Source organism: Streptococcus oralis (assembly GCF_001588645.1).
In the GTDB taxonomy this organism is placed as follows: Bacteria; Bacillota; Bacilli; order Lactobacillales; family Streptococcaceae; genus Streptococcus; species Streptococcus oralis_AB.
On record NZ_LAYF01000002.1, the window covers coordinates 1 to 25,755 of the forward strand.

A 25,755-nucleotide genomic window follows, 5' to 3' on the forward strand; every position below is an offset into this window, starting at 1 on the left:
AACTATCAATGCATCCGCTCGGTAGCCATCACATTAGAACATAAAAAGAGAGGTCGAACCTCTCTAAATTTATTTTTATTCACTCATTTTTGATTTTACTTCATCATAAGATAGTGCGTGGGATTCTTCTTCTACGGTCTCAGGCATTTTACCTGTTTCGTAAAGAGATTTAATCTGTGTACTATCTAATGTTTCGTATTTCAACAATGCTTCTGCAATCAGTTTGTGGGTTTCACGATTTGATTGGATAATTTCAGCAGCTTTGTTTCGTGCCTCATTTAATAATGAACGAACTTCCTCATCAATTTCATAGGCTGTTTGCTCTGAAATTGATTTTTGAGGACTTTGTGCACCAAACATAGCATGGTTTCCTTCATATTGAACTGGGCCAAGTTTTTCGCTCATACCGTATTCAGTGACCATTGCTCGCGCCATCTGAGTAGCTTGTTCAAAGTCATTTGAAGCTCCTGTAGTTTGGACATTAAAGATAATCTCTTCAGCTACACGACCCCCCATCAAACCTGCTAATTGTTCTTTCATGTCTTCTTTAGATAGAAGCATTTGATCTTCTTTAGGAAGTGCAATCATGTATCCGCCTGCACGTCCACGTGGTACAATGGTAACTTTATGAACAACACGGGCATTTGACAGTACTAAACCAACAATGGTATGTCCAGCCTCATGATAAGCAACCAATTCACGTTCTCTTTGTGATACTGTTTTATCTTTCTTAGATGGTCCAGCAATCACTCTGTCCTCTGCCTCATCAATATCTGAAGCATCAATGATTGATTTGTTGCGACGAGCAGCGACTAAGGCTGCTTCGTTTAGAACATTTTCTAAGTCAGCTCCCACAAAACCTGGTGTTTGTTGGGCAACTAGTTTCAAATCAACATCGTCTGCCAGAGGTTTATTTTTAGCGTGAACTTTCAAGATTGCTTCACGACCTTTAACATCAGGGCGACCAACTAAGACTTTTCTATCAAAACGTCCTGGACGCAGAAGAGCTGGATCTAGAACATCTGAACGGTTCGTCGCAGCGATAACAATGATTCCTTCATTTCCCTCAAAACCATCCATCTCAATCAAGAGTTGGTTCAAGGTTTGTTCACGTTCATCATTACCTCCACCAAGACCGACACCACGTTGGCGACCAACGGCATCAATTTCATCGATAAAGATGATGGCTGGCGCTGCTTTTTTTGCATCCTCAAAAAGAGAACGAACACGGCTTGCACCAACTCCGACAAACATTTCTACAAAATCAGAACCTGAAATACTAAAGAATGGAACACCTGCTTCTCCAGCAACCGCCTTAGCAAGTAAGGTCTTACCTGTTCCCGGAGGTCCCTCTAAAAGAACACCCGCAGGAATACGCGCACCAAGTTTGGTAAATCGTTTTGGATCTTTTAGGAATTCAACAACTTCAACTAATTCTTGTTTTTCTTCCTCGGCACCTGCAACATCTGAAAATCGTACCTTGATATCTTCTTTGTTTGCAGCTTTGGCCTTGCTACGTCCAAAACTCATTGGATTTCGGCCACTATTTCCTCCCATATTTCCCATCATAGAGAATAGGAAGAAGAAAAGAATAGCAAATGGCACAACAGAGACAAGGATATTGATCCACATACCGCTTGAACTCTCATGTTTGACTGTTACTTCTGCCTGATGTTCAGAAGCAAGTTTTTGCAATTCTGAAACTGTTGAATCAGACGGAAGAATAGTACTTGAGAATCTTTCTACTGTTGTAGCTGTAGGAGTGAAAAATTGAATTCCCGTTTCTTCTTTACTAGTCTTAGAATTTTTATAAACACCAGACACTTCAATGACGCTACCATTTGGCTGATAGGTTAATTCTTTTACATTGTCTGCTGTAATTTCTTTTACCAATTCTGTATAATTAATTTTTTCACTTCGTCCAGCAGTATTTCCAGAGTAAAAATACTGGAATCCTGTCACTAGGAAGAAGATAATTAACAAGTATAGAAATGGATTTCTAACTAAACCATTATTTTGTTTTTTCATTAAAGATAAATCTTTCTAATTTGAATAAACTTCTTCTTTCAATACTCCGACATAAGGAAGGTTACGATAATTTTCTTTATAGTCCAAACCATAACCTACTACAAACTCATTTGGAATAGTAAAGCAAGTGTAATCCGCTTCAATTTCAACAACACGTCCCTCTGGTTTGTCTAACAAAGTCGCGATTTTAACAGAAGCTGCTTCTCTTGCAATAAACATATCTCTCAAACTCTTCAAAGTTTGACCTGTATCAATGATATCCTCTACAAATAAAACATGTCTTCCTTTGATATCTTGAGTCACGTCTTGCTTGATATTGATGACACCACTACTTGCTGTTCCACCATGGTAACTAGATACCATCATGAAGTCCATCTCAATGTGCGTATCAATATGTTTGACCAATTCAGCCATAAAAGGAATCGATCCTTTCAAAATTCCAATAAGAATTGGATTTTTCCCCTCATAGTCTCTGGTTAATTGTTCACCTAGCTTTTTAGCCGCTTCTGTAATTTCATCATGTGAAACGAGGATTTTTTTTATATCGTGTTCTAACATCTTTTTACCTATCTATTTTCTATTTTTTCTATATAAAGTACAGTGTTCATTATATCATTTTTCGTGTTTTTACTCAAATCACTGGTCGCAATTCCTGAAATTGAGACAATTTCTCCAAATTGCTCAATAATAGGGGTTGTTTTTCGTTTTTCAATAGGGATTTTCAAATCTATAAATAAGCGTCTCAGTTTCTTTCGATGACCATTTAGGATAATAACATCGCCAGGTTTTCGACATCTAATATGTACAGATGTTTCCCGTGAAACCGTTACTTTTTGAACAATATGCCCTTCAATAGGGATGCCAAAGGAAAATAAATAGCCCTTATATCGAACTTGATTTTGATAGTGTAACACAAGTTCATCTTCCTTTTCATCGGCCTGAGGACTGATTTTACAAACTCGAAAATTCTGATACTCTTTTATCAATTCATAGCCATTTTTAAGAGAATGACGATACTGGCTTTTCGTTGTTAAAATCTGTCGAACTTCAGCAAACTGAGCCTTTGTCAGATTTAAGCCTGGAAATTGATTAAGATAGTTCTGGAGCAAGATTACTTGAGTTTGTTGAGAGTATGAAAAGAGCTCATTCAAATCTTCCACATCAATTTGTTTAGAAAGCTCCGTTATGGTTGCTTGGTAATCTGAAATTTCCCTTCCTAAATCTAAAAGGGCGGATTTAAGACGAGGATTTTCTTTTTCAAGTTCTGGTAAATACCTATTCCGAATGCGATTGCGAAAATAGGTATTTTCCTGATTTGTTTGATCTTCGAAATGAAAAATCAGTGGAAAATCCTTTTTATGAAATTGCAACAAGGGACGGATGATTTCAATATCATCAACTACTTGACTTTCTTTTATCCCTGTTAAATGACGAAGCCGACTTCCTCGAATCAAGCGCATCAAAATCGTTTCAACTTGATCATCTGCATGGTGGGCAGTAACCAAGGCAGTCGCTCCAACTTCTTTCATGATTTTCCTAAAAAAATCATAACGAAACTCTCGAGCACGCGCTTCTGAAAAGTCTCCTGAAAAGCTTGTGATATAAATAGGAAGTTCAGCTGCATCAGCTAACTTCCTTAGTTCATTTTCCTCCCAGTCAGACTCACTTCTCTGCTTGTGATTGACATGTGCTACAATCAGCTCAATTCCCAACTCTTTTTGATAAGTAGTCAATAGCTGGAATAAAAACATTGAATCCAGTCCACCAGACAGAGCCAATAAAACTTTAGAATGTTTTTTGAAATACTCTTTTCGGAGAAAATGATTTAAAAAATCCCGTTCCCTCATTTTAGAACCTCATAAACATCCTTAGCTATCTTAGCAATAGTATCATAATCAGAATTTTTGGTCAAAATGGAAAGAACGAAAGGAGAATCCGTATAAACAATGGCAGTGTCATGTTTAAACTCGTCGGCATCTCCAATTTTATGAGCTACCTTAACCGAAACACCTTTTGCGATTCGTTGGTTGTCAAAATCAGTCTTACCTAGAGACTCTAGGACAAAACCATTCTGATTATAAATAGCTTCCATGACTTTTCCAGCCATTTTTGAAGAAGTCAGTTTATCATTCACATCCCAATCTTCGCCCATAATGGTGGACATTTTTTCTTTGAAAGCTCCGTCAGATTGATTTGTCACGTAATAACCTAAAATATTATGAGCAACATTGTCAGACTCTTTTGTTACCTTGGTAATTAACTGTTGAAGACTGTATTCTTTGTTATCTTCTTTTTTAGGTAAGCTACCACTACCTTCTGGTTTATAGGACCCAGGGAAACTATTTACTTCTGAGATATACTTGAAGCTACTGTCTAGCGTATACTCCCCTTGATTTATCTTATCTTGAGCGTAATAAAGGTAGGCTAGTTTCAAGATGCTAGCTGCATAGAGTTTGCTGTCTTCATTCACCCCAGCCTCTTTACCTGTACTCAGTTGTTTAACATAAATATAATAATTTTCGTTCTGATAGTTGTTTGATAAAACTTCTTGAACCTTCTGGATGCGATTGTCTTCTTCCGAGACGAACTCTTTTGATACCCACCCAACTTGATCAATATGAAGAAATTCTTGTCCCTCAGCAAAGAGGGTTCTATCCACTGTTACGCGTTGATAGGGAGAGAGAGATGAAGAAATTTCTTTAGTGTCATAAGGGCTGTTATAGATAACAAACCCTGGCTCCAACCATACTTGTCTATTTTGAGTTTGAACTTGACTTTGATCATAGACCAAACGCTTATCTGCAAGAATAAACTGGTGATTATCTAATTTAAAAACAGGAGCACCTTGTCTATTCAAACGCCATTCTACGATTTTAAAGGTGGTTCCAGGAATCAATTTACCAGACTCTTTAACAAGATCCTCATTAGCATAGACGGCTGTTTCTCCATAAACCATTGGAGATTCAAGAGTTTCTTTATAGTAGAATCCATAATCAGACTCGGTTAGATAATAAATTTCTTGTGAGGAGTAAGGAAGCTGTTTTTCTGTGCTAACTACTCTTGAAGTTATGATAAAAGCAGGTAGCAATAAAACTACTAAGAACTTACGCATTCTTCTCTTCCCTTTCTTCTTGTAATCGTAATAAATGGTTTTTAGCTTCCAATTCCTCTAATTTTTCATCTGATAAACTTAAAAATTGCTCAACAACTTCCAATAAATTTTCCATGATATTACCTCGGAAGCAAATCAGGAATTGTGTAAATTGCTTCTCGTTTCTTTGAGTAATAGTACTTGGCGCGCGCATATTTTGCTACATAGTCTTCATCTTTCAGCTTTGCAGCAAAAGCAGATTCCTTGTCCTTTTCGTCACTAAGAGTTTGGTACTGCTCTTTCAACTCTGTCAATTGCTGGCGGCGTTGCAGTAACTGATCATAGCTTTGAGCCAAGTTATAAGTTGGTAAAATAAACAACAAGATCATCAAAATAAGGACCCAACCCATAAAACGATTTCGTTTTTGTCTCTCCTTCATCAGGTAACGACGACGTTGATGTTCATTTTGAATAAAAGAATTATTCATCTGTACAATATTTTTAGACATTTTCTTCTACCCGTGTTTCACTGAGAATTTCATACATGCCTGCTGCATCTTCTTTTTTTGTACTATCTTTCATCTCTATTACTTTAACAAGCAACAACTTATTTCCAAAGCGAATTTCAACTTGGTCATCAACTTTCAAATCCGTTGAACTTTTGGCCAAGATTCCGTTCACCTTGATTCTACCTTTATCTGCTACTTCTTTTGCGACTGTGCGGCGCTTAATAATTCGTGATACTTTTAAATACTTGTCTAATCTCATTTTTATTACCTCAAATTATTATTATACCATTTTTATCCTTTTTATAGAAGAAAAATGTTAAATGGGATTTGCTTCCTTTGATTCTTTTATCTCTAATAAACTTTCTCCAAAAATCAGCAAACCTTCTAAAATTTCATAATCCTTCTTGTTTCGGACATCAAATACAACTTCCATTAATCCCTTATTCTCAGCTATAGCTGCTTTTAAGTTCGTTGCAGATAAGGCTTTAAAATAATCTTGAGCCAAGAATAGTCGTTGAGTGACTTTTTCAAATTGAACTGTAATCTTGTTATCTTTTCTTTCCACACGTTCTACAAAGACCTTGTCCAAATATGACTTAACCAAACCAATCTCTAAAAGGTAGGCTACTACATCTGGGTATTCTCCAAAGCGATCCATCAATTCTTCTTGTAGTTCTTCATAGTTGACACGATTGTCAATTTGACGAATTTTCTTGTAAATTTCAATCTTATGTCGTTGGTCAGAAATATAAGTATCAGGAAGATAAGCATCAATTTGTAAAATCAACTCAGCATTTCCTTTGGTTCTTTTATTCCCATTACCGTTCCGTTTAGCAATAGCTTCCTCTAATAACTGTGAATACAATTCAAAACCAACAGAATCAATGAAACCAGACTGCGATTTTCCTAGGAGATTTCCTGCTCCCCGAATCGAAAGATCTCGCATAGCAATCTTAAATCCTGAGCCTAATTCTGTAAATCCCTTAATCGCTTCTAATCTCCTTTCAGAGACTTCACTGATTGATTTTTCTGGACGATACATGAGATAGGCATAAGCAATACGATTACTACGACCGACTCTTCCTCTTAATTGATACAAGGTTGACAAGCCCATATGGTCTGCATTTTCAATAAATAAGGTATTGGCATTTGGAATGTCTACCCCTGTCTCAATAATAGTAGTCGTCACCAAAATATCATACTGACCTTCAATGAAATCAAGTAGAGTATTTTCCAACTGAATTTCACTCATTTGTCCATGAACATACCCAATCGAAGCCTCTGGAATCAACTCCTGTAATTCCGAAACCTTCTGGTCAATCGTGTCAACCTTATTGTAAAGATAGTAAATTTGACCTCCACGCTCCATTTCACGCAAGACTGCATCACGAATCACACTAGGATTCTTCTCTAATACATAGGTTTGTACTGGATAGCGATTAGTTGGAGGAGTTTCAATAACAGACAAATCTCTGATTCCTAGCATAGACATATGGAGAGTACGAGGAATTGGCGTTGCTGTCAAGGTTAGAACATCTACTTGTTTTTTCAGTTCTTTCAAAGTTTCCTTATGCTTGACACCAAATCGTTGTTCCTCATCAATAATCATCAATCCCAAATCTGAAAACACAACATCTTTTGACAAAACACGATGCGTTCCAATCAAAATATCGACTTGACCATTCTTTAGTTTTTCAAGTGTTTCTGCCTGCTCTTTTTTACTTCTAAAGCGACTCAACACATCAATATTAACAGCAAAATTTTGGAATCTTTCCTTAAAATTCGTATAGTGCTGTTGCGCTAAAACCGTCGTTGGAACTAGAACGACCACCTGTTTGTGATCATTGACTGCCTTAAAAGCAGCACGCATTGCTACTTCAGTCTTCCCAAAACCAACATCTCCAACCAAAAGTCGATCCATGGGGTGAGAATCCTGCATATCTCTCTTGATTTCCTCAATACTGCGAAGTTGATCATCCGTTTCAACATAAGGGAAAGCATCATCAAAAGCATGTTGCTCATCATCATCAGCTGAGAAAGCAAACCCCTTCAACTGACTACGCTCAGAATAAAGCTTGATTAAATCGTCAGCTATATCCTCTACTTGGTTCTTAACTTTTTGCTTGGCCTTTTTGAAATGATCATCATTTAATTTATTGAGTTTTGGAGGTTTCCCATCACTTGAAACATATTTGGACAGTAACTGAATCTGCTCTACTGGGATGGAGATTTGGTCACCATTTTGATACTGTACACTGACATAATCACGGTGAATGCCTTTGATTTCAATTGTTTCGATTCCTAGATATTGACCAATTCCATGGATATGATGAACAACGTAGTCCCCTTTTTCAAGTTCATTATAATCTTTTAATCGCTCTGCATTTGAAGCATGTTGTCTTCTAAAACGACGTTTTAATTTCTTTTGAAAAATCTCATGTTCAGTAATCAAGAGAATTTTTTCATCTACAAAATGAAAACCATGTCTTAGATTACCCTCAATCAAGTTTACAGATTTTTTACAGATACTTGACTTATCTTTGGAATCCAATTTGATCTGGTATTCCTCTAAAACATCTTCCAATGTTTTACTGCCCATTGAATTGCTAGACTGCAAAACAATGGTGTAGTCCATTTTTTTGTATCGCTCAATTTCTTCTTTAAGAAAAGAAAACTGATTGAAAAACTCTTGCATGGGGTATTGATTAAATTGATAAATGTGATCAAACTTAAGATTTCCTAAGCCCTTTTGCAGATTGGAGAAAAAAGTAACTGGACTTTGTTTTTTATAGGTTTGCTCTGTATCTGCAAAATACTGCATCCCAGAAAATGATTTACCATTCTGTAAATCTTCTGTAAAGTATTGCGCTAATTCTCTTTCAAAGGCTTCATACTGATTCATCAATTTTTGATAGTCATCAAAGAATACTGGTGTATCTTTTTCAATATAATCAAAGACAGTCCATGTTTTATCGTAACATAAGGACAAAAACTTTCGACTATCTGAATGTACTTGTTTTTGATGAAAACTTGACAAAATCTCTTCCAAATATGATTTTAAAATTGGTGATAGAGTCTTTGAAATTTGCTTTTCTAAAGCTGACTGTCCTCGTTGATAATCTTTTTCTCTCAAAAGTATGTCGCTAGCTGGAAAGATAGTGAAGTTTGTCTGATTTTCTTTCGATAATTGTGTTTCGACTTCAAAAGTACGAATACCATCTACTTCATCGCCAAAAAACTCGATTCGGAAAGGTTCTAACTGAGACATCTCAAAAATATCTAAAATGTCTCCTCGAATACTAAACTCACCTTGTGTCTGTACTTGAGTAACTTTTCGATATCCAATTTCCTTTAACCGGTGAAGTAGCTCGTGTTGGTCATATTCTTCGCCAACTACAATTTTTATAATACTTTCTTTAAATCTAGTCGGAGAGGGTAGAATCAACCGACTCGCTGCGATATTACAAACTAAAATCCCTTTCTTAGACGGATCACTCAAAAAACGCAAGGCCTCAACCCGCGAAATGATTTTTTCTTGTGAAGACATCAAAAACTCTACCATAGGAGAGTCATCGACCAAAAAAGGATAAACAAGTTCCTCTCCTAAGATAAAAAGAAGGTCACTGATAATTCGTTCTGCTTCACCATAAGTCGAGGTCAGTAACACAACCTTATTTTCTTTTTCTAGACTGCTTGCAATTGCAAGAGCCTTGGTAGACGTTGATAAACCAAGTATTAGTTGTCTTTTCTTATTTATAAGATTTTGATGCCATTTTTTTATTTGGTCATTTTCTGAGAATAAATCTAATAAAGTCACCATTTATCCATTGTACCTCTGCATTGTTTTCTCAAAGTTTTTTTCTTGTAAATAGTAGTTTACAGTATCGTCAACCTTGTCAATTGACTGTAAAATACCTACATAGTCATCCTGATCAAACTTACTTAAAACATGATGAACAACCGACATGCCTTTTTTAGGTCTTCCAATACCTATTTTAACACGGTTAAATACCTCAGTCCCTATATGTTGAATAATAGATTTGATCCCATTATGACCACCTGCTGAGCCCTTTGCTCTTAAACGAATTTTTCCAACTTCCATGTCAAGATCGTCGTAAATAACGAGTAAATCTTCAATATCCAAACCATAGTAAGTCAATAAAGCATGAACAGCTTTCCCGCTTTCATTCATAAAGGTCGTTGGTTTGACAAGATAAATTTTTTCTCCATTAAGGAAAAAAGATGCTAGGTCAGCTTGAAATATCTTGTCGTGTGTAAAGGTGACATTTTGTTTTTTAGCTAGATGGTCAATCAACATAAAGCCAACATTGTGTTTGGTTTCAAAATATTTATCCCCTGGATTTCCCAATCCTATAAGTAATTTGGTCATTTATTTTTCCTTTCAAAAGCCAAAAGGGTTGGAATTTTTTTCCAACCTAATTGACATTATTTATTAAATGTTATTAAACGTTAAAGCGGAATTCCATGATATCGCCATCTTGAACGATATATTCTTTTCCTTCTTCACGCAAGCGTCCAGCTTCTTTTACAGCCTTTTCAGATCCATATTTCACTAGATCCTCATATGACATGGTTACTGCACGAATAAACCCTTTTTCAAAGTCTGAGTGGATAATACCAGCTGCTTGAGGAGCCTTCATACCACGTTTAAAGGTCCAAGCGCGAACTTCTTTTTCACCAGCTGTAAAGTAAGTTCCAAGCCCAAGCAAGTGGTAAGCTGCACGAGTCAACTTGTCAACGCCTGACTCAGTCAAACCAAGTGCTTCAAGAAACTCTTGTTTATCTTCATCGTCTAACTCAGAAATTTCTTCCTCAGCACGCGCAGAAATAACGACTACTTCAGCATTTTCTGTCGCTGCGAATTCACGAATTTGCTTCACATATTCGATAGAATCTGAATCTGAAACTACATCCTCATCTACATTAGCAACATAAAGAACTGGTTTAGTGGTCAAAAGGAAGAGACCTTTAACAACCTTTTGTTCCTCATCTGTGAATTCAATGGTACGAGCTGATTTCCCGTCTTCAAGGACTGGTTTAATTTTTTGAAGAACGTTAAACTCTGCTACTGATTCTTTATCTTTTTGCGTACGTGCCATCTTTTCTACACGCGCATAGCGTTTATTAACTGATTCTAAGTCAGCAAGAATCAACTCTAGGTTAATGGTATCAATATCTGCAAGTGGGTCCACAAAGGCGTCTTCACGTCCTTGCTCGCGCATCACATTTTCATCATCAAAAGCACGCACAACGTGAACAATCGCATCTACTTCACGGATATTGGCCAAGAATTTATTCCCTAGACCTTCCCCTTTTGAAGCTCCTTTTACAATCCCTGCAATATCTGTAAACTCAAAGGTTGTTGGAACTGTCTTTTTAGGAGTAATCATTTCCGTTAGTTTTTGTAGGCGTTCATCTGGAACTTCCACCATCCCAACGTTTGGATCAATAGTCGCAAATGGATAGTTTGCCGCCTCTGCTCCTGCTTTTGTAATTGCATTAAAAAGGGTTGATTTACCAACGTTTGGCAAACCAACGATACCTGCTGTTAAAGCCATAGTTTCTCATTCTCCGTTCTCATTTCAATCCCTAACATTATAACACAAAAATGGAAAACTTGCTAACCCTCTAACTAAGGGTTCTTAGTCAATAATCTTATTCATTTTTCGTTCAAAATCATAGCGACTCATCATGACAAGGTGGTCACAATTGCTACACTTTATTTTGATATCTGCCCCTACACGTGTAATTTCCCAACGATTAGCCTTTTTGCCTGTTGACTTGATGGTACAAGCGTGTGGTTTTTTCATCTCAACAAAATTTCCAACTTGATACATACTACTCTCCTTTTCTTTTTTGATTATATCATAAAAGAGGCGAGCCAGGCTCAACCTCTTTCACTTAATTTGTTCGAACTGGTGTGATAAGCTGCATGAAATCTTCGTCAGTATCTGCTGGCACAAGAGTAAATGGACGAACTGCTGAGATAAAGCTAATAGTAACCTTTTCGCTATTTAAAGCCTTGAGGGAATCAATCAAGTAAGTTGGGTTGAAACTAATAGTCAAATCATCACCAGTCACCTGCTCCGTATCGATTTCTTCGTTTACTTTACCAACCTCTGGAGAGTGAACATGGGCGCTAACAACTCCACCTTTAATTTCAAGCTTCACAGTACCATTTTGAGTCGCACTTGATAAGAGACGTGCACGCTCCATAGATTGACGCAAATTAACCACATCAAAAGTAATTGTAGTGTTAAAGTCTGTTGGAATCAAGCGATCTGTATCAGGATAATTACCTTCTAGGAGACGAGTGTAGAAGCTAATATTTTCGCTTCTAAAGAGGATTTGATTATTTGCAAAGAAAATCTCTACAGTTTCAATATCATCTGTAAATACCGCTGAAAATTCGCGGAGAGAACGACTAGGAATTACCACATCGAAATCATCTCCATTTTTTTCAAGAGTCAATTTCTTCTGGCTAAGGCGGTGTGAGTCTGTCGCAACTGTTTTTAGTTCCTTGTGTTGGCTCAATACAAAATGAACACCTGTTAAGATGGGACGACTTTCTTGCGTACTTGCAGCAAATGCTGTTTCATTGATAATTTTCTTGAGCAGTTTTGTTTCAAGAACCAAAGGAGTGCTTGCTGAAATTTCTTGGATTCGTGGGTACTGTTCGCTATCTTTTCCTTTTAGGGTAATTTCTGATTTCCCACTGGTTAAGACAATTTGTTTTTGTTCAATCTCTTTGAAATCTAGCGTTACATCTGGAAGACTAGATATAACATTGATAAAGAAAGAAGCTTCAAGAAGAATCGAACCCAGAGAAGTGATCAAGAGACCAGCATCTTCATTCTTTTGAGAAATGAAATTTTCAATAGAAATTTGACCGTTTGATCCAATTAAAGTAATTCCTTCATTTGTAACGTCAATTTTGATTGTTGATAAAATTGGAATAGCATTTTTGGAGCTAATTGCCCGTTTTGTAGTATTTAAGGCTTGTATAAATAAATTTTTATTAATTGAAAAATGAATCATGGATTCTCCTTTATTTATTTTTAGTATTAGAAAGTTAATAGTAATAATAGAGTGTGTGAATTCTGTGGAAAACTGAGTGCTATTTAGTAAACTTAAGCTTCTAAGCTTGTTTAAAAAATGTGGATAAAAAAGATAAGAAAGGAAAAGTTATCCACAAGTTACTTAATTTTCTTTTTGATTGCTTCTATTTCTAAACGTAAATTATCGTCTTCGTCAATCAATGATTTGATTTTAGCATGGGCATGAATAACGGTGGTGTGATCCTTTCCGCCAAATTCTTTTCCGATTTTTGGAAGACTGTTATCTGTCAGTTCTCTAGCTAGATACATAGCAACCTGACGTGCCAAAACGATGTTCTGAACTCGTCTCGTCCCCTTCATTTCTTTGACACTCACTCCATAAAAATTACCAACTTCAGTTTGGATTTTCTCAATTGGAATAACAAGTATCTGGCGGGCGTCTTGCTTACGTGCTCTAATAGCTTCCGCAGCAATATCAATAGTAATATCCTTAATCTTCTTCACTCTGGCAATTAAAGTGATATCGTTGATTGCTCCTTCCAATTCTCGAACATTTGAATCAAATTGGCCAGCCAAGTATTCTAGAGTATCACTTTGGAAATGGTAATCCAAGTGCTCTGTTTTACTTTGAAGAATGGCGATACGTGTCTCAAAGTCAGGAGGAGTGATATTTTGCGTCAATCCCCAGCTAAAGCGTGTAACAAGTCTCTCTTCAAGTCCTTCTAGGTGTTTAGGACTTCGATCACTGGTTAGGACAATCTGTTTCTGCTTATCATGAAGAGCATTGAAGGTATTGAAAAATTCTTCCTGGGTCGCGACTTTTTTGCCACTAAGAGATTGGATATCATCGATCAATAAGAGATCAAGGCTACGGTAAGTCTTTTTGAACTTTTCCATTTCCCCAAGTCGCAAGTGTTCAAGAAAGTCATTGATAAAGCTTTCGGCAGGAATGTACTTGACACGCGCATCAGGAATATTTTTCAAAATCTCATTTCCAATCGCATTGAGTAAGTGAGTCTTTCCAAGACCAGGTCCTCCATAGATAAAAAGAGGATTATAAGTCAGAGCTAAATCTTCAGATACCGCTAGTGCAGCAGACACCGCCCAAACATTCCCATCACCTTGAATAAAGTTATCAAAGGTATATTTTTCTTTTAACCCTGTTTCGGAATAGGGAATCGTTGGTAGTGCAGGCGTGTAATCGTAAGTAGAGACACTATTTGTATCATTTACTTGTACTTGAGGAGATTCTGTGCTCTGAGGTTTAGTGAAAATATAGTGAGGTTTGATTTCAGAATCATAAATTTCAAAACCAGCAGCAATGATAATATCTTTTAATTGCTTTTCCCACACCATTTCCATCTCTGATCTCGGTAGAAATATAGTAGCTGTGTTTTCTTCTACTTTGATGAGTTCAGCAGGTGTAGCATAGAAATCATACATAGATCGTGTCAATCTTTCTTGAGCAAATTCTAAAATACGATTCCAAAATTGCTTTTCTTTCAACTAATTTTCCTCCTTTACTATGATTTTAGTAGTTTAGTGCTAGACTTATTTTACCATAGATAATAGGATTTTTCCACAGATTGGGGAAAAGAATCCACAATGTTAGTAGTATTTATCCACAGGTTGGGGATAAATAGGAAAATCCTTGATTTAATAGGGTTATTGATAAAAAAATTGGTGGATAAATTTGTGGGTTGAGAAAATAAAAGAACAGCCTTATTTCAGGCTGTTAATAATTCTATCGTATTCTTCTTGACTTGAAAAGGAGATAATAATCTTTCCAGTATTTTTTTTTGAAAGTTTAATTTCTACACTTAAACCGAGTAGTTTTTTTAATTTATCTTCTTCGTCTTTGATGAAAGAATCACTTTTTTTTTGCTTCTTTCGTTTTTTCTCTGTAAGAAGTGCTTCTAGCTTTCTCACAGAAATATCTTCATTTTTGATTAGTTGAAATAAATAGTCTTGCTGCTCTTTGTCCAAACCAACTAGTGAACGTGCATGCGCTTGAGAAATTTTTCCATTTTCTACTTCAGTTAAGATATATTCTGGTAGGGAAAGCAAACGAATAAAATTAGTGATATAAGGACGAGATTTCCCCATTTTATCCGCTATCCCAGTGTGAGTAAATCCTTTTTCTACTAAAGATTCGTAGGCGCGTGCTTCTTCAACAGGATTTAAATTTTCTCTCTGCAAATTCTCAATGATAGACTGAATCATCATTTCCTGATCTGAGAGGTGCTTTACAACGGCTGGAATAGAAGTAAGACCAGCCAAGAGAGAAGCTCGATATCGTCTCTCTCCTGCAAGGATTTCATAACCAAGTACAGGAGATTGACGAACGATGATTGGTTGGATGAGCCCATTTTCTTTGATTGACTGAGCTAATTCCTTTAGTTTATCTGCATCAAATTCTTTCCGAGGTTGGTAAGGATTCTTTTGTATTTCAGAGATAGAAATCATTTCAAATTTTTCCATGATTCTACACTAACATATCTTTTACTTTCTGTAAAGTTTTCTTTACACTGATGTCAATTAAGACTCTAAATCACTAGAATTCTTATCTAGTTTAATTGAGGTTGTTTCCTCCTTACCATTGCGGTAGTAGGTTACTTTGATAGTATCTCCGATAGCATGATTGTAAAGAGCATGTTGCAGGTCTGTTGATGAAGCAATCTCTTTATCGTCAACTTTGGTAATGACATCGTATTTTTGAAGATGTCCATTTGCTGGCATATTGTTTTGAACAGATCGAACAACTACACCTGAAGTGAGGCCACTTGGAATGTTAAGTTTTCTAAGATCACTAGCTCCAACATTTGACAGATTGACCATTTGAATTCCAAGAGCTGGACGAGTCACTTTACCATTACTTTCAAGCTGTTTAATGATATTTTGTGCATCGTTTGAAGGAATTGCAAAACCAAGACCTTCTACAGATGTTCCACCATTACTTGCAATTTTACTTGATGTAATACCAATTACTTGTCCTTGAATGTTTACAAGTGGACCACCAGAGTTACCAGGGTTAATGGCTGTATCTGTTTGAATGGCTTTTGTTGAAATAGCTTGGCCATCTTCAGATTTTAGAGAAACATTTCGATTAAGACTTGAAATAATCCCCTGTGTAACTGTGTTAGCATATTCTGAACCTAGAGGACTACCGATAGCAATCGCTGTTTCTCCAACACTAAGTTGACTTGAATCCCCAAATTCTGCTACTGTTGTAACTTTTTCTGAAGAAATTTTAACGACAGCAATATCAGAGAAGGTATCAGATCCGACAATTTCACCAGGAACCTTGGTACCATCAGCCAAGCGGATATCAACTTTTGAAGCTCCATTGATAACGTGAGTATTGGTTACAAGATAGGCATCTTTATCATCCTTTTTATAGATGACACCTGATCCCTCACTTGCGATTTGTTGATTGTCTGAATCAGAATTAGTGTCGTCAGCATTAAATACACTACTTTGTCTACTGCTAGAAGAAGAATAAGTAATGATTGAGACAACAGCATCCTTAACTTTATTTACTGCTTGAGTGGTTGAATTTTCATTCTTATAGGATGTTTGAGTGACAGTGCCAGAATTATTATTCGTAGCTTGATTTCCTTGTTTTTGATAAAGTTGTAATGTTACGAAACTTCCTAAGGCACCACTTAAAAATCCGATTAGAATGATTGCTAGAACTTTAACTCCTTTTTTGTAAAATTTTTGTAAGTGTTTCATAAACGCCTCCGTTTGTTATTTATTTACTCAGATTATAAACCTATTAACTTAATCCAAACTTAAAAGCTTAAAGTTTTACACAAGTTGTGGATAACTCGCTTTATTCTGTGAATTCACTAGTAATTTTGAATGATTTTTTTGTGTATAAGATGTGAAATGAAGTGTGGATATGATAGAATAGAAGAATGAAAATAAAGATTGTAACAGTAGGAAAATTAAAAGAAAAATACCTTAAAGATGGAATTGCTGAATATACCAAACGAATTTCACGTTTCGCCAAATTAGAAATGATTGAGCTCACTGATGAGAAGACACCTGACAAAGCCAGTGAATTAGAAAATCAAAAAATCTTGGAAACAGAAGGTGAAAGAATTCTTTCTAAGGTTGGAGAAAGAGACTTTGTCGTTGTACTAGCCATTGAAGGAAAAACATTCTCCTCAGAGGAATTTAGTAAGCAACTAGAGCAAGCTTCTATCAAAGGATATTCAACGCTTACTTTTATCATTGGAGGAAGTTTGGGTCTAGCTCCTGTTGTAAAAAATAGGGCCAATCTTTCTGTCAGTTTTGGCCGTCTGACATTACCACATCAGTTAATGAGATTGGTTTTAGTTGAACAAATTTACCGTGCTTTTACAATTCAACAGGGTTCTCCTTATCACAAATAGAAGATTGACTTAGCTCTTGTTTTTTGATAGAATGGTCATGTTAGGTCTCATAGCTCAGCTGGATAGAGCATTCGCCTTCTAAGCGAACGGTCGCAGGTTCGAATCCTGCTGGGATCAATTTTAGATGCGAAGCTGGGGTAAATCCCAGCTTTTTTCTTAAAAAAGTGCGTTTCAGGTGCAAAAATGTACAGTTGAGAAGAATTTTTTCTTACATGGTCTTCATTTTGTATAATAGGTGTGTAAGTTAACTTACAAGAAAAAATAATACAGGAGATTTCATTATGAAAAATACAGTAAAGTTGGAACAATTTAAAGAAGTAACAGAGGCAGAATTGCAGGAGATTCGAGGTGGAGATTGGAGAATTTCAGAAACAATTCGTAATCTTATTTTTCCAAGAAGAAAGTAATGAAATAAAGGTAGAGAGTAATGGATTTATTTGGATTAGGGATAGCTATTTTTTATTTTCTCATCATTAGCAAAAGTTATGAATGGATTTGTAAAATAAATAGAAAAGAACAAATTGTTTTTTTCTGTTACACATGCATCTCAGTTTTTATACTTGAAGAAATTATTACACTAGTATATTCTAATAGTTTTGCTTTGTCTAAATTTTTATTTCCTTTAGTTGTGTACCTTTATTTAAGAAAGTTAAAGAAGTCTGAAAAATACAAAGCGATTTTTATCAGTTTACTATTGTCTTTATTATATCACAGTACACATACTTTTATATCCGTAACCTTATCTTCTATAATAGGAGATGAAGTAGTATTACATTATAAAAGTACATTTCTTTTAGTAGTATTGTTGATGACTTATTTTTCTATTCTAATAATAATTCGTTATTTTCATCTGGATATTAAATATTTTGATAAAGATTATCTGTATCCTTTTTTAAAAAAAGTAATAGTTGCTTTCTTTGGTTTGCATATCTTATTATTTATTTCAGATATAGTAAGTACAACTCATCATTTAAATAGTTTCGGAAGTATTTTATCAACCATTGTTTTTATTTGCTTGTTATTGATTTTCTTTGCAATGAATTCTCACAAGGTTCAAATTGAAAAAGAGATTGCTCTAAAACAAAAGAAATTTGAACAAAAACATTTACAGACTTATACTGATGAAATTGTGGAGTTGTATAATGAAATTCGAGGTTTTCGTCATGATTATGCAGGGATGCTTGTCAGCATGCAAATGGCGATTGACAGTGGAGATTTACAAGAAATTAACAGGGTTTACAATGAAGTCTTAGTAAAAGCAAATCAGAAATTGAGGTCAGAAAAATATACTTACTTTGATTTAAATAATATAGAAGATTCTGCTTTACGAAGTTTAATTGCTCAATCTATTGTCTATGCACGAAAAAATGATGTAGAGTTTACATTGGAAGTAAAGGATATCATTACTAGACTGTCAATAGATTTACTTGATCTTGTTCGTATCATGAGCATTTTATTAAACAATGCTGTTGAAGGTGCTGCAGATAGTTATTTGAAACAAATGGAAGTTGCAGTCATTAAAATGGATTTTGAAACAGTTATAGTTATCCAGAATTCATGCAAAATCACTATGACGCCTTCAGAGGATCTATTTGCCTTAGGTTTCTCTACCAAGGGAAGAAATAGAGGTCTAGGACTTAATAATGTCAAAGAAATCTTAGATAAGTATGACAATATTATTTTAGAAACAGAGATGGAAGACAACACATTTAGACAAATTATTAGATTTAAGAGGGAATTCGAATGAAAGTATTAATTTTAGAAGATGTTATTGAACATCAAGTGAGACTTGAGAGAATATTGAATGAAATCTCTGAGGAATCAAATATTCCTATTTCATATAAGACAACAGGAAAAGTTCGTGAGTTTAAGGAATATATCGAAAATGATGAAGTAAACCAGCTTTATTTCCTAGATATCGATATTCATGGAATCGAGAAAAAAGGCTTTGAAGTGGCTCAATTTATCCGTCATCACAATCCTTATGCTATTATTGTCTTTATTACTAGTCGATCTGAATTTGCTACCTTAACGTACAAATATCAGGTATCAGCCCTAGATTTTGTTGATAAAGATATCAATGATGAATTGTTCAAAAAACGCATCGAGCAGAGTATTTTTTACACTAAGAGCATGCTGCTTGAAAATGAAGATGTTGTAGACTATTTTGATTACAACTATAAAGGAAATGATTTGAAAATTCCTTACCATGACATTTTGTATATCGAAACCACAGGAGTTTCTCATAAACTTCGGATTATTGGTAAGAATTTTGCAAAAGAATTCTATGGAACTATGACAGATATTCAGGAAAAGGACAAACATACCCAGCGATTTTATTGCTCCCATAAATCTTTCCTTGTCAATGTGGGAAATGTGAGAGAAATTGATCGAAAGAATTTAGAAGTTGTCTTTTATGAAGATCATCGCTGCCCCATCACTCGTTTGAAAGTTCGCAAACTAAAAGATATTCTAGAGAAAAAATCTAAAAAGTGATTGACAATTAGTAAGAAATTGATATAATGGTTATATCTGCTACAGATAGATGGTCCGTTGGTCAAGGGGTTAAGACACCGCCTTTTCACGGCGGTAACACGGGTTCGAATCCCGTACGGACTATTTTATCCGCCATAGCTCAGTTGGTAGTAGCGCATGACTGTTAATCATGATGTCGTAGGTTCGAGTCCTACTGGCGGAGTCAGATAAAAAGAACACCTGGTGGTGTTCTTTTTTTCTTAGTTTGTATCACCTAACATTTTCATAAGGAAGTCAGTCATTTCTTGCGGACTTTCTTTTTTTCCGTGAGCAATCCAAGTCTGGCAAACACCAAATAGGGCATTTGTTAGATAAATACTGCTGTATTCTAATTCTATTGGAGTGAGTTGTAGTTTCATAAAGCGTTTCTGAAGGTCGGTGCTAAGCATAATGTGAAGCTTATTTCTCAAGAAATTTTGGATTTCTTTTGTCCCATTTTCAGACAAGAGAGCAGCTAATAGTGGTTCAGACTCAAAATATTCAAACACTTCTAAAATAGCATCTCTTTTGTGATGAGCATGTTTTTGGAAAATATACTCAAAGGTATGAAATAGCTTACTTTGGTAGAGTTCAATCATATCATACTTATCCTTGTAGTGAGTGTAAAAGTTGGAACGACTAATTCCGGCTTTTTCTGCTAACTTGACAGTAGAAATTTGATCAAAGGGCTGGTCCATCAATAATTGAACCATGGCATTTTCGATAATTCGTTTTGTTTTTAAACGTTTGTTACTTTCTTTCATAATTCCTCCTCGTAAACAAAAATAGACTATGTGTCTAAAAAAATATTTTTTACCTTGTAATTTAGATTTTTTGATGTATAATCTATTATATCAAAATTTTAGACAATATGTTTAAAAAAGGAGGAAACATGTTTAAAGAATGGAAAGCAATATTTAAAAAACCGACCTTTATCATTGTAATGATAGGGATTTCTCTCATTCCAGCTTTATACAACATTATATTTTTATCGTCCATGTGGGATCCATATGGTCAAGTATCGGAGTTACCTGTGGCAGTTGTCAATAAAGATAAGGAAGCTTCTTATAATGGACAGACAATGAGAATTGGTGAAGACATGGTGTCTAATTTAAAAGAAAATAAGGCTTTAGATTTTCACTTCGTTAATGAAGAGGAAGGGGAAAAAGGGCTAGAAGATGGTGACTACTACATGGTAGTAACTTTACCAAGTGACTTATCTGAAAAAGCTACTTCTATCCTAACGAATCATCCTGAACAGATGCAAATTGATTATCAGACGTCAAGTGGGCATAGCTTTATTGCAAGTAAGATGAGTGATTCTGCAATGACACAATTAAAACAGAATGTTTCTGCTAATGTAACCGAATCCTATACGAAAGCTTTATTTCAAAAGATGGGTGATTTAAAATCCGGTTTAACGAAGGCAGCCGATGGAAGTGAACAATTGGCTAACGGGGCCAGTCAGTTAGCTGTAGGAAGTCAGACATTGTCTTCAAATCTTGCTACTTTAGCTAGCTCAAGTTTAACCTTTTCGGATGGAACAGATCAATTTACAAAAGGGTTGACAACGTATGTCACAGGAGTAAAGCAACTGAATAGTGGCTTAGGAACATTTAATGATGGTTTACAGAACTATACAAGTGCGGTTTCACAGGTTGACACAGGACTTAATCAATTATCTTCGAAAACTCCAGAATTAGTTGCAGGTGTCAACCAGTTAAATACAGGGATGAAGTCATATGCTGGTGGAGTTTCACAACTCAATTCAGGTCTCAGTCAATTTTCGGTTGGTGTCAATGCCTATACAAGCGGAGTTGACAAATTATCTGTTGGTACAAACCAACTATCAAGTCAATCAGATACATTGAGAGACGGTATTACTCAATTAAATAAAGGAATCAAAGAAATATCCACACAATTAAATACTTCATCTCAACAGAAAGAGGATATAACACAGTTAGCAAGCAGTTTAGATGAGTTGAATAAGGCTCTCCAATCAGTTACAGTTTCAGATAATACTGATCTTAAAAATACAATATCTAATGACTTAACAAATATAACGACTCTTGCTCAAACTATTGTGACTAATAGTCAAGCAGAGCAAGAGAAAACTCTTACAAATCTTCAAGCAACAGCAACTTATCAATCTCTCACTGAAACTCAGAAAAAAGAATTGACTGAAGCTGTTTCAAATAATTCTAATTCTACGATAGAGTCAGCAAAAGCAATTTTAACGACAGCAGGAGATTTAAAAGAAAATTTAGGAAGTATAAACCAACCAGTCTCTAATCTTTATACTTTACAGACTAAAGCAAATCAACTTTTACCTATAGCGTCTAGTTCCTTGACATCTATGTCAAGTGGATTTACACAGTTGCAAAATGCTGTAGATAATCAGTTAGTTCCCGGAAGTCAATCAATTGAAAATGGAGTTAATGCGTATACTAAGGGATTGGATACTATTTCTTTAGGTGTAAATCAACTAAGTGAAAAGAATACAACTTTAACAACAAGTTTGGATCAATTGGTTTCTGGCTCAACCAAGTTGACAGAAAACTCTTCAAAATTGACAACTGGTTTGGATACTCTAGCTGGGAAAACTCCAGAATTAGTAACAGGTATTGAAAAACTATCATCTGGTTCTGCTCAATTGAACAATAAGAGTCCAGAGTTAATAGCAGGTCTTACTACATTACAATTTGGCTCTGATCAATTAACAGATAAATCAACACAATTACTTTCTGCAGCATCCCAACTAGGAAGTGGCGCTATGAAGATAGCAGATGGTGCTGGAAAATTAGCTGAAGGTGGAGCAACTTTAACTGCTGGTATTGAAAGTTTACAAGTAGGAACTACTGATCTAGGACAAGGCTTAAGAAGTGCTAGCAATCAATTAAAATCAGCATCAACAGAGTCAAAAAATGCAGAAACATTAACGGAACCCTTAAGTCTTTCAAAGACAGATAATGATCAAGTTCCTGTAAATGGGATTGCTATGGCTCCTTATATGATATCAGTCGCTCTCTTTGTCGCTGCATTATCAACAAATATGATTTTTGCTAAATTACCTTCAGGTCGTCATCCTGAAACTCGCTGGGCTTGGTTCAAATCTCGCTTTGAGATAAATGGAGTTATAGCTGTTTTAGCCGCTGTCTTAGTCTATGGTGGCGTTCATCTTATTGGTCTAACAGCAAATCATGAAATGAGAACCTTGTTCTTAATTATTATCGCAAGCTTAACATTTATGTCTATGGTAACTGCATTAACAACTTGGAATAGCCGTATAGGAGCCTTCTTCTCTCTTATTTTACTATTATTACAGTTAGCATCAAGTGCGGGGACCTATCCCCTTGCTTTGACAAATGATTTCTTCAAAGGTGTCAATCCTTGGTTACCAATGAGTTATTCTGTATCAGGTTTACGACAAACAATATCTATGACAGGAAATATTCATCATCAAGTGATTTTCCTTATTATAACTCTAGCTTTCTTTACTGCTTTAGGTATGCTAGCTTATCAACCTAAGAAAATGGAAGAAGATTAAAAAGATTGGCCAAGGAATTGGTCAATCTTTTTCTGTCTTAGATAAATTTCGTCTGTGATTATAGATCCCAAAAAGAAGAAGGGCAATTAGTGAGCAGGCTGCTCCAATAACAAAACCATTGGGTATAAAGGAAAGTGTAATGGTGCCTTTTCCCTTTGGAACATCAACTTTCATAAAACCAGTCTGAGCCTGCTTGATTTCAAGTTTTTTCCCATCTTGGTATGCAGACCAACCTTTGTCATAAGGAATAGTGAAGAAAATAGAGGTATCTTGTTTTACTTTATATGTAGCAAAGACTTTATTTTTAGAGGTGGATACTTCTACAGGTTGTTCTTTAATCTTTTGAATTGCCTCAGTAAGAGCTTGAGTATCTAAACGATAGAAGGTTGGAGATTCAAAAGACACCTGAGAATTTCCAGGAAAACTAACACTGATATTGAAAGTTTTTTGTTCTTCAGTATAACCCAAATTAAAGAAATTAAATGCATTGTCAGTTGTAAAAGTCTTCTTTTCTCCATTGACAAGGATGTCAACTTTCTTTTGTTTATCATTAGTAAAATGAAGATTTGAAAAAGAGAGATAGACTTGGCTATTTTGAGGAACCTCAATTTGATAATCAATCTTTGCATCTTCATTCGCAGAACCTGTGATGCTCGTTAAACCATCTGAAGTATCTGTTTTATCATATTCTATTTGGGAGAAGTAATCCATGTTGAGATTAGCAAGCTGGTTTATAAATAAAGCCTGATTATCTAGAGTGTGATTATTAAAGTTTACATCGGTGTAAATAGATTGAGTGGCAAAGGCAATGGGTAAAGAGAGTTGATTTTTATATAAGGTTAAATGATCCTTTTGATAAATCTCTTGAAATCCATACTTATCAAGTGAAGTTTCAGAAATATTGTACTGGATTCCAAATAAACTGTCTGCTAAAAGACTGTTATTAGCATAACGGAGATTGAGGTTGGTTCCAGAGGATTTGAATCCAAGTTTGTCCAAACTAGTGCTAGCTGAACGATTTCGTACAGACGAAAATTGAGAGATTCCATTGTAGTTAAATTTCATACTGTCATTCCCAGTCTGAATTTGCAGTTTTTCAGTACGTGTAAATGGATTGTCAATTTGGTTTAGAATGGATTCCATAGCGGTGATATCTCTATTATAGGCGCTACGAGAAGCAAAGGCCCATTCTTTAGCTATTCCTTCCATTTGAGATGATGCATTTAAGCTTATCTCAGCCGTTATAAATATAGACAAAAGAATTGCAAATAGATTTACAGAGATAAATCTTCTAATGACTGCAAGAAGTAAAAGAGCATAAACTAGTAGAAATTCAAGAGTGAGTAGGATATTCAAATTAGTTAAAAAAGAATAGTGTGATTTAAAATAGACAGTAGCCAAAAATCCTGTTAGTACAAGAGAAAGTGAGATAAATAGATTCCATAGCTTCAGTTCTTTCAGACGATTTAAGACTTCTGCTGCAGTATAAATTAACAGAGTGGAAAAAATCCAAGCATAGCGATGCAAAAACATATTTGGGGTGTGCATCCCTTGCCAAAATAAATCAAGTGCTTCTATGTAAAAGCTTGTTATTAAAAAAGTAAAGAAAATTGCATAGGTAAGTTTCACGTGAAACCTTATAGATTTTATTGTGAAAAATAGAATGGTTAAAATAAAGGGAAGCAATCCAACAAAAATCATTGGTATAGATCCATACTTAGTTGTATCAAAAGATCCAATGAATTGTTTTGCGAAAATATCCAGATACCAGCTACTGTCTGTCTTTAATTTTGTGATGGCAGTCAACTTCTCTCCATGAGTTTGTAAATCAAACAGTGTAGGGAGAGTCATAATCAAACTAGCCATTCCTGCTAAAAAGGAGGTAACAACAAAATCAAGAAAAGATGATTTTCGAGTTTTAAAGTCCCAAGAAATTTGGCAGAGATACCAGAAAATAAGAAACAATGCTGTCATATACCCAAAATAATAATTTTGAATAAATAAGATTGACAAACTTGTAAAGTATAGTAGGCGCTTCTTTTGTGTTATAAGTAGGTGTAAACCAGTTATAATGAAAGGAATCAAGATAAAAACATCTAGCCAGGTTTTTATCTCTAACTGACTGACAGTGAAGCTCATTAAAGCATAGGAAGTAGATAAGGTAAGTTTTAAAAATTTTGGGATATCTTTAAATAATCTATTCAAACTAAAGAAGGTTGACAGACCGATCAATCCAAATTTTAAGAGAGTGGTCAGATAGACAGCATCTGGCATATTCGACAGATTAAAAAAGTAAACTAGGGGTGAAAGAAAACTACCCAAGTAATAACTAGATAGAGCATAGAAATTTAGTCCGAGGCCACTTGTAAAGGTGTAAAACAAACTACCATTTCCATGTAAAATATTTCGTAAAGCCACATCAAAAATAACGTATTGATGGAAACCATCTCCTAATAGTGGAGATGTATCGCTATTCCAGTAGATACCTTGAGTTAGGTATACTCCGGTCATAATTACTAAAGGAATGATGAAAGAAATAAAATAGGTCCAATATGTTTTAAAAAATGATTTCATGTTACCTCGTAGA

The 25,755-nt window shown here is 35.3% G+C and carries 22 protein-coding genes and 3 tRNA genes; 8 read left to right on the forward strand and 17 right to left on the reverse strand.

Annotated elements, in window-relative coordinates; genetic code table 11:
• Positions 1–75: 75 nt before the first annotated feature.
• From ftsH to A0739_RS01275, 15 genes are all read right to left on the reverse strand, one after another.
• Positions 76–2,028: an ATP-dependent zinc metalloprotease FtsH gene (gene ftsH, locus A0739_RS01205; protein WP_061586784.1), complete on the reverse strand. Its 1,953-nt coding sequence runs from the start codon at positions 2,026–2,028 to the stop codon at positions 76–78.
• Positions 2,029–2,043: 15 nt separating this feature from the next.
• Complete coding sequence (hpt, locus tag A0739_RS01210) at positions 2,044–2,586, reverse strand: hypoxanthine phosphoribosyltransferase (protein WP_061586785.1); 543 nt, start codon at positions 2,584–2,586, stop codon at positions 2,044–2,046.
• A gap of 8 nt (positions 2,587–2,594) precedes the next feature.
• Positions 2,595–3,875, reverse strand: a complete 1,281-nt coding sequence (gene tilS, locus A0739_RS01215; protein WP_061586786.1) for a tRNA lysidine(34) synthetase TilS — start codon at positions 3,873–3,875, stop codon at positions 2,595–2,597.
• Positions 3,872–5,140, reverse strand: a complete 1,269-nt coding sequence (locus A0739_RS01220; protein WP_061586787.1) for a serine hydrolase — start codon at positions 5,138–5,140, stop codon at positions 3,872–3,874. Before A0739_RS01220 ends, tilS begins: the two co-directional genes overlap by 4 nt.
• Complete coding sequence (locus A0739_RS10720; protein WP_061586788.1) at positions 5,133–5,255, reverse strand: SP_0009 family protein; 123 nt, start codon at positions 5,253–5,255, stop codon at positions 5,133–5,135. Before A0739_RS10720 ends, A0739_RS01220 begins: the two co-directional genes overlap by 8 nt.
• 4 nt (positions 5,256–5,259) lie before the next feature.
• Positions 5,260–5,628: a septum formation initiator family protein gene (locus A0739_RS01230; protein WP_000041922.1), complete on the reverse strand. Its 369-nt coding sequence runs from the start codon at positions 5,626–5,628 to the stop codon at positions 5,260–5,262.
• Positions 5,621–5,887 (reverse strand): RNA-binding S4 domain-containing protein, encoded by a 267-nt coding sequence (locus A0739_RS01235; RefSeq protein ID WP_045594454.1) that lies wholly within the window; start codon positions 5,885–5,887, stop codon positions 5,621–5,623. The genes A0739_RS01230 and A0739_RS01235 overlap by 8 nt, the downstream gene beginning before the upstream one ends.
• Positions 5,888–5,944: 57 nt before the next feature.
• Positions 5,945–9,448 carry a transcription-repair coupling factor gene (gene mfd, locus A0739_RS01240; protein WP_061586789.1) on the reverse strand — a complete coding sequence of 1,168 codons (3,504 nt, stop codon included), beginning with the start codon at positions 9,446–9,448 and terminating at the stop codon, positions 5,945–5,947.
• Positions 9,449–10,018, reverse strand: coding sequence for an aminoacyl-tRNA hydrolase (pth, locus tag A0739_RS01245; protein WP_061586790.1), 570 nt, complete (start codon positions 10,016–10,018; stop codon positions 9,449–9,451). It lies immediately after the preceding gene.
• A 73-nt stretch (positions 10,019–10,091) separates the two neighbouring features.
• A complete protein-coding gene (gene ychF, locus A0739_RS01250) occupies positions 10,092–11,207 on the reverse strand; it encodes a redox-regulated ATPase YchF (protein WP_061586791.1) in 1,116 nt (371 codons plus the stop codon).
• A gap of 84 nt (positions 11,208–11,291) precedes the next feature.
• A complete protein-coding gene (locus tag A0739_RS01255) occupies positions 11,292–11,486 on the reverse strand; it encodes a DUF951 domain-containing protein (protein ID WP_000285184.1) in 195 nt (64 codons plus the stop codon).
• Positions 11,487–11,550: 64 nt separating this feature from the next.
• Positions 11,551–12,687 (reverse strand): DNA polymerase III subunit beta, encoded by a 1,137-nt coding sequence (dnaN, locus tag A0739_RS01260; RefSeq protein WP_061586792.1) that lies wholly within the window; start codon positions 12,685–12,687, stop codon positions 11,551–11,553.
• Between the two features lie 158 nt (positions 12,688–12,845).
• Positions 12,846–14,150 (reverse strand): chromosomal replication initiator protein DnaA, encoded by a 1,305-nt coding sequence (dnaA, locus tag A0739_RS01265; protein WP_414162707.1) that lies wholly within the window; start codon positions 14,148–14,150, stop codon positions 12,846–12,848.
• A 279-nt stretch (positions 14,151–14,429) separates the two neighbouring features.
• Complete coding sequence (locus A0739_RS01270) at positions 14,430–15,188, reverse strand: ParB/RepB/Spo0J family partition protein (RefSeq protein WP_061586794.1); 759 nt, start codon at positions 15,186–15,188, stop codon at positions 14,430–14,432.
• Between the two features lie 57 nt (positions 15,189–15,245).
• The gene (locus A0739_RS01275; protein WP_061586795.1) at positions 15,246–16,442 is read right to left on the reverse strand and encodes a S1C family serine protease; all 1,197 of its coding nucleotides are present in this window, start codon (positions 16,440–16,442) and stop codon (positions 15,246–15,248) included.
• A 185-nt stretch (positions 16,443–16,627) separates the two neighbouring features.
• Between A0739_RS01275 and rlmH the strand changes: the two genes are divergently transcribed.
• From rlmH to A0739_RS01310, 7 genes are all read left to right on the forward strand, one after another.
• On the forward strand, positions 16,628–17,107 hold the full coding sequence (gene rlmH / locus A0739_RS01280; protein ID WP_042903084.1) for a 23S rRNA (pseudouridine(1915)-N(3))-methyltransferase RlmH: 480 nt from the start codon (positions 16,628–16,630) through the stop codon (positions 17,105–17,107).
• Between the two features lie 43 nt (positions 17,108–17,150).
• Positions 17,151–17,224, forward strand: a tRNA-Arg gene (locus tag A0739_RS01285).
• A 164-nt stretch (positions 17,225–17,388) separates the two neighbouring features.
• Positions 17,389–17,514 carry a competence-stimulating peptide ComC gene (comC, locus tag A0739_RS01290; RefSeq protein WP_000799678.1) on the forward strand — a complete coding sequence of 42 codons (126 nt, stop codon included), beginning with the start codon at positions 17,389–17,391 and terminating at the stop codon, positions 17,512–17,514.
• Between the two features lie 20 nt (positions 17,515–17,534).
• On the forward strand, positions 17,535–18,854 hold the full coding sequence (gene comD, locus A0739_RS01295) for a competence system sensor histidine kinase ComD (RefSeq protein WP_061586796.1): 1,320 nt from the start codon (positions 17,535–17,537) through the stop codon (positions 18,852–18,854).
• A complete protein-coding gene (gene comE, locus A0739_RS01300; protein ID WP_000866079.1) occupies positions 18,851–19,603 on the forward strand; it encodes a competence system response regulator transcription factor ComE in 753 nt (250 codons plus the stop codon). Before comD ends, comE begins: the two co-directional genes overlap by 4 nt.
• 51 nt (positions 19,604–19,654) lie before the next feature.
• Positions 19,655–19,726: transfer RNA gene (locus A0739_RS01305), tRNA-Glu, on the forward strand.
• 5 nt (positions 19,727–19,731) lie between these two features.
• Positions 19,732–19,805 (forward strand) — tRNA-Asn (locus tag A0739_RS01310).
• A gap of 37 nt (positions 19,806–19,842) precedes the next feature.
• Here A0739_RS01310 and A0739_RS01315 read toward each other — a convergent pair.
• Positions 19,843–20,385, reverse strand: coding sequence for a TetR/AcrR family transcriptional regulator (locus A0739_RS01315; RefSeq protein ID WP_061586797.1), 543 nt, complete (start codon positions 20,383–20,385; stop codon positions 19,843–19,845).
• Between the two features lie 128 nt (positions 20,386–20,513).
• Between A0739_RS01315 and A0739_RS01320 the strand changes: the two genes are divergently transcribed.
• Positions 20,514–23,168 (forward strand): YhgE/Pip domain-containing protein, encoded by a 2,655-nt coding sequence (locus A0739_RS01320; RefSeq protein WP_061586798.1) that lies wholly within the window; start codon positions 20,514–20,516, stop codon positions 23,166–23,168.
• A gap of 21 nt (positions 23,169–23,189) precedes the next feature.
• Here the strand turns inward: A0739_RS01320 and A0739_RS01325 are convergent, their stop codons facing one another.
• Positions 23,190–25,742 carry a YfhO family protein gene (locus A0739_RS01325; protein WP_061586799.1) on the reverse strand — a complete coding sequence of 851 codons (2,553 nt, stop codon included), beginning with the start codon at positions 25,740–25,742 and terminating at the stop codon, positions 23,190–23,192.
• Positions 25,743–25,755 lie beyond the last annotated feature (13 nt).